Annotated in this window: 6 protein-coding genes and 1 pseudogene; 3 read left to right on the top strand and 4 right to left on the bottom strand. The window is 62.1% G+C overall.

The window, feature by feature from the left end; translation table 11 throughout:
• Positions 1–183: pseudogene (locus JHD07_RS07105) on the top strand (low specificity L-threonine aldolase); the annotation flags it as partial.
• A gap of 61 nt (positions 184–244) precedes the next feature.
• Here JHD07_RS07105 and JHD07_RS07100 read toward each other — a convergent pair.
• The 4 genes from JHD07_RS07100 to grxD are packed head-to-tail and all read right to left on the bottom strand — an operon-like array spanning position 245 to position 3,720.
• On the bottom strand, positions 245–1,504 hold the full coding sequence (locus JHD07_RS07100) for a serine hydrolase domain-containing protein (protein WP_291620432.1): 1,260 nt from the start codon (positions 1,502–1,504) through the stop codon (positions 245–247).
• A 1-nt stretch (position 1,505) separates the two neighbouring features.
• Positions 1,506–2,792 (bottom strand): serine hydrolase domain-containing protein, encoded by a 1,287-nt coding sequence (locus tag JHD07_RS07095; RefSeq protein WP_291620430.1) that lies wholly within the window; start codon positions 2,790–2,792, stop codon positions 1,506–1,508.
• A 46-nt stretch (positions 2,793–2,838) separates the two neighbouring features.
• Positions 2,839–3,390 carry an O-acetyl-ADP-ribose deacetylase gene (locus tag JHD07_RS07090; RefSeq protein ID WP_291620428.1) on the bottom strand — a complete coding sequence of 184 codons (552 nt, stop codon included), beginning with the start codon at positions 3,388–3,390 and terminating at the stop codon, positions 2,839–2,841.
• A 3-nt stretch (positions 3,391–3,393) separates the two neighbouring features.
• Positions 3,394–3,720 (bottom strand): Grx4 family monothiol glutaredoxin, encoded by a 327-nt coding sequence (gene grxD / locus JHD07_RS07085; RefSeq protein ID WP_291620426.1) that lies wholly within the window; start codon positions 3,718–3,720, stop codon positions 3,394–3,396.
• A gap of 239 nt (positions 3,721–3,959) precedes the next feature.
• On the opposite strand from grxD, the gene egtB reads away from it, so the two are divergent.
• Positions 3,960–5,255, top strand: a complete 1,296-nt coding sequence (egtB, locus tag JHD07_RS07080) for an ergothioneine biosynthesis protein EgtB (RefSeq protein ID WP_291620424.1) — start codon at positions 3,960–3,962, stop codon at positions 5,253–5,255.
• Between the two features lie 44 nt (positions 5,256–5,299).
• On the top strand, positions 5,300–5,452 hold a 153-nt coding region (locus JHD07_RS07075; RefSeq protein WP_291620474.1), incomplete at its 3' end, for an L-histidine N(alpha)-methyltransferase.

Below are 5,452 nucleotides of genomic sequence, written 5' to 3'. Positions count from 1 at the left end.
GTGTTCTTCAAGCCCGACGGCGCCGGCATCCCCGGCGACAAGATGGTCTCGGCCCTCCGTCAGCGCGGCGTCACGCTGGCGATGATGGACGGCCGCATCCGCGCCTGCACGCATCTCGACGTTAATGCCAGCCAGATCGAGGAGACGATCGGATACGTCCGCGAGATCGTGCGCGGGGCCTGATTAGAGCGTTCCGAGCAAAGTAGATACCGGTTCGGACAAAGAAAACGCGTCAAACGAGAATCTACCGCCCCATCGCCTGATAGATCAGCGTCTTCAGCGCGAGCTGGATCCGGCCGCGCTGCGAGGGGGTCTGCACCATGAAGATTCCGAACAGGTCGTCTTCGGGATCGATGAAGAAGAAGGTGCCGCCAACGCCGTCCCAGCGATATTCGCCAAGCGGCCACTTCGTGCCCGGCGGCACCGCAGTGCGTACGGCGAAGCCGAGGCCGTAGCCGCTGGTCTCACCCGGATAGTAGTTCTTGTCGCGCTCGACGCGGGTTTCGGGACCGATACGATCCGACACCATTAAGGCGATGGTCTCCGGCTTCAAATAGCGTCGACCTTCAAGCGTGCCGCCGTTGAGCAGCATTTGCGAGAAGCGCGCATAATCGCCGACCGTGCCGACGAGGCCGCCGCCGCCCGACTCCCATTGCAGTGGCTTCCTGATGTCCCGAACCTGCGTCACCGGGCTGATCGCCCGGTCCTGCGGCATCGGCTCGGCGATGCGCGGCCATTTGGCAGGATCGGCGACGTAGAACGCCGTTTCCTTCATCCCAAGTGGGCCGAGCAGCCGCGTCTTCGCGAACGCGAGCAGCGATTCCCCCGAGATCACCTCGATGATGCGCCCGAGCACGTCGGTGGAGTGCCCGTAGTCCCAGATCGTGCCGGGCTGTTCGGCGAGCGGCAGCGCCGTGATCTTCGCGACGAATTCGGCATTGGTCGAATTCCTGTCGAACAATCCGGCGTCGGCATAGAGCTTGTTCACCAGGTCCCCGCCATAATAGCCGTAAGGGATCCCGGCGGTATGCCGCATCAAATCCTCGATCGTCACCGGACGGTTGAGCGGCTCCAGCTCCAGCGAGACCTTGTTGTCCTCGGCCTTCTTCGCGACCCCGACCTTCATGCCAGCAAAGGCCGGAATGTATTTCGAGACAGGATCGCTGATCGCAAGCTTGCCCTCCTCGACCAGCATCATCGCCAGGACCGAGGTGATCGGCTTGGTCATCGAATACAGGCGGAAGATCGTATCCGAGCTCATCGAAAGCTGGGTTGCGACGTCGCGGACGCCGAAATTCTCGTAATACACCGGCTTGCCGTGTTGCTGGAGCAGCAATATCGCCCCAGGAAATTTGCCGGTCGCGATCTCATTCCTGATGTAGTCGGAGACTTTTGCGAGGCCTTCGGGCGTGAAGCTGTGTGCGCGGCCCTCCGAGCCCGCCCTGGCACTTACAGCGCCGAATAAAAGAACGAGCGCCGCGAACAGCGCGCGGCGCCCGTTCATGTCACTTCTCCATGGCTTCATAGACCAGCTGCTTCAGGTTCCGCTGCACGCGCTGCCGCTCGCTCGGGGTCTGCTCCAGCAGCAGGAAGAACATGTCCTGCTTGCGATCAACCACCAAATAGCAACCGCTGGCGCCGTCCCATTTCAATTCCCCGAGATCGCCGGGCGGCGGAGGTTTGGCATTACCCGGATCGGTGCGCACGGCAAACCCAAGTCCCATGCCAAAGCCGTCACCGGGAAAATAGAAGTAGTCCCGCTCCACGCCGGAGTCCTTGCCGGCATGGTCCGATGCCATCAGCTCAAACGTCTGCGGGCTGAGATAGGTCTTGTCCTCGAACTTTCCTCCATTGACCAGCATCTGCGCAAAGCGGGAAAAGTCCGCCATGGTCGAAACCATGCCGCCGCTGGCGGATTCCCACTTCTGGCGAACCTCAGTCCTGTACTCGCGGCCGACCCGGAAATTGCTGTCGTTCGGCAGCGGCTGGGCGAGCCGTTTCAGCCTCTCCGGTTCGGTGACGAAAAAGCCTGTATCGGTCATACCGAGCGGATCGAGCAGCTTTTCCTTCTCGAGTTCGAACAATGTCTTTCCGGACACGATTTCCATGATCCGCGCCAGAATGTCAGTGGAATGGCCGTACTGCCAGAGTGCGCCGGGTTGATTGTGCAGCGGCAGCTTGGCGATCCGCTCGGCGAACTCGGCGAGATCGAATTCGCCCGCGTAGATGTTAGCGTCGCGATAGGCCTTGCGAACCAGACTATCGCCGTAGAAGCCGTAGGTTATCCCGGAGGTATGGCGCATCAGGTCGAGAATGGTAATGGGCCGGGCCAGTGGTACCAGCTCGAGCGTCTTGGTGCCGTCCTCGGCCTTCTTCTCCTCACCGACCTTCACATTTGCAAAGGAGGGAATGTATTTCGAAACGGGATCGTCCAGCTTGATCTTTCCGTCCTGGATCAGTTGCATCGCTACAACGGAGGTGATCACCTTGGTTAGCGACGACAGGCGGAAGATCGTCTTGTCGGTGATCGGGGCCTTGCTGACGACGTCCTGCACGCCGAAGACCTCGTGATAGACCGGCTTACCATGCTGCTGGATCAGCACGTTCGCACCGGCGATCTTGCCGGTCGCGACCTCGTTCTTGAAGAACTCGGTGATCCTGCCGAGCTTCTCCTGATTGAAACGCGCGCCGGCTGGAATCTCGTAGGTACCCTCCGCGCGCGCCAGCGACATCGCGGCAAGCGAGAACAGCGCGCCGCAGGCGAACACACGCAATCCAAATCGTGAAATCATATCCCCTCCCCGGAACATGGCGCCTCGGAGTGTACTGACCGCGTCATCAGGCACAAGGGCCGCTGTGTCGCTCCAGCGCCTCGGCATGCAGCCTGGCACTCGGCTCGGAGAAGCAGCAGAACACCACGCGGGCGAGGGTTGGCGCCGAAAAGAGCCCTTCGATCGTCGTGCGCATGGCAATGTCGGCGGCCCGGTCGGCGGGGAAGCGGTAGATGCCGGTTGAAATCGCGGGGAATGCCACCGAGCTCAGCTTATGCTTGCCGCACAGCTCCATCGAGCGACGATAGCAGGAGGCGAGGAGATTGTCCTCGCCGAGGATGCCGCCGTTCCAGACCGGTCCGACGGTATGGATGACATGCGCGGCCTTGAGCCGATAACCCCTGGTGATCTTGGCGTCGCCCGTGTTGCAGCCGTGCAGCATGCGGCATTCGGCGACGAGCTCGGGCCCCGCAGCCCGATGGATCGCCCCATCGACGCCGCCCCCGCCGAGGAGCGACGAATTGGCGGCGTTGACGATGGCGTCAACGCCGAGGGTTGTGATGTTGGCGACGATGACCTCAAGCTCCGTGCCGCCAATCCGGCGCGTCAGCACGGTCACGTGTCAGGCCGCGACGACGACGCCCTTCTCCGAGAGCAGCTGCTGCAGCTCGCCGGCCTGGAACATCTCGCGGACGATGTCGCAGCCGCCGATGAACTCACCCTTCACGTACAGCTGCGGAATGGTCGGCCAGTTCGAAAACTCCTTGATGCCGTTGCGAAGCTCGGCGGATTCGAGCACGTTGAGGCCCTTATAGCCGACGCCGATATGGTCGAGGATCTGGACGACCTGACCGGAGAAACCGCACTGCGGAAATTGCGGCGTACCCTTCATGAACAGAACCACGTCGTTCGACTTCACTTCGTTGTCGATGAATTCCGCGATGCTCATATCCGTGTCCTTCTGGGGCAGAGCCCTCACCAATTGCTTCGGGCCGGCTCGGCCGATTTAACCCGATACCTGCCTATATATGTAGCCCAAACCGTTGTGCATCCAAAGTAAAATGGCGGCGACGAGTCCTTGGCGGCGGGTTTGCCCCCGTCCCGGTCCATAGTCTGATGACATCAATATCATGGCCGGAGAGGACTTTCATACCGTAACGCAGCCCCTATCTAGGACGAACCCTGTTCATGGAACCGGGTAACGCCAACAACGTTCTCTTGTCCTGTCTGGAGAAAAACGTGACGAAACAAGCCTCAGCCACGGCGACCGCCCCGCTTTCGTCACCGTCCGCTCAGGGCGGCCTCGCCCAGCGGCTGTCAGACGCGTTTATTGCCGTCCGGAACGAGACCGAACGCCGGGCCGCGCCGCTCTCTCCGGAGGACCAGCAGATCCAGTCCATGGCGGACGCGAGCCCGACCAAATGGCACCGCGCCCATACCACCTGGTTCTGGGAGCAATTCCTGCTCGGCGAGCATGCGGCCGGCTATCGGCCCTTCCACCCCGATTTCGCGTTCCTGTTCAATTCCTATTACGTCAGCGCCGGCCCGCGCCATGCCCGCAATCATCGCGGCGACATCACCCGGCCCAGCGCCGGCGAGGTCGGGGCCTATCGCAGATATGTCGATGCCGCCGTCGTCGAGTTCTTCCGTGATGCTGGTGCGGACAAGCTGCGCGAGATCGCGCCGCTGGTCGAGGTCGGGCTGAACCACGAGCAGCAGCATCAGGAATTGATGTTCACCGACATCCTGCACGCCTTCGCCCAGAATCCGGTCTATCCGGCCTACGACCCGAACTGGCGCTTTCCACCCGCGACACGCACCGGCGAGGAGTGGCTGACGCTGAACGAGGGCATCCACACCGTCGGTCATGCCGATGACAGCTTTCATTTCGACAACGAGCGGCCGGCGCATCGCGCCCTGGTCGGCCCCGTCAAGATTGCACGCAATCTCGTCACCAACGGCGAGTGGCTCGCCTTCATGCGCGACGGCGGCTATCGGACCGCGACCCTGTGGCTGATGGACGGCTTTGCCGCGGCCAGCAGGGAAGACTGGCAAGCGCCTGGTTATTGGCGCGAGGTCGATGGCACCTGGCAGGTGATGACGCTCGCCGGCCTCAAACCGATCGATCCGAACGCGCCGGTCTGCCACATCAGCTATTACGAGGCCGACGCCTATGCACGCTGGACCGGCAAGCATCTGCCGACCGAAACGGAATGGGAGGTGGCGGCGCGCGCCGGCCAGCTCAACGACGCCTTCGGCCTCGTCTGGCAATGGACGCGCAGCTCTTACTCACCCTATCCCGGCTACCGCGCCGTCGAAGGCGCGCTCGGCGAGTACAACGGCAAGTTCATGATCAATCAGCTGGTGTTGCGCGGCTCCTCGCTTGCCACTCCGCAAGGCCACAGCCGTATCACCTATCGCAACTTCTTCTATCCGCACCACCGCTGGCAGTTCACGGGGTTGCGGCTCGCCAACTACGAATAATCCGACGAGACATGCGCGCCGGACAGCGCGTTCAGGAGAGTATCATGAATGTGCACGCCAGCGCTTTGGGCGCAGCCCATCTTCCCGACGAGCAGACCACCGCGTTCGCCCGCGAAGCGATCGCGGACCTCTCGCAGCAGCCGAAGAAGCTGTCGCCGAAATATTTCTACGACGCGACGGGATCGGAGCTGTTCGAG

It is taken from the genome of Bradyrhizobium sp. (genome assembly GCF_016462955.1).
Lineage (GTDB): Bacteria > Pseudomonadota > Alphaproteobacteria > Rhizobiales > Xanthobacteraceae > Bradyrhizobium.
The sequence above is the reverse complement of the archived record's forward strand: the minus strand, read 5'-3'. Positions and strand labels throughout refer to the sequence as shown.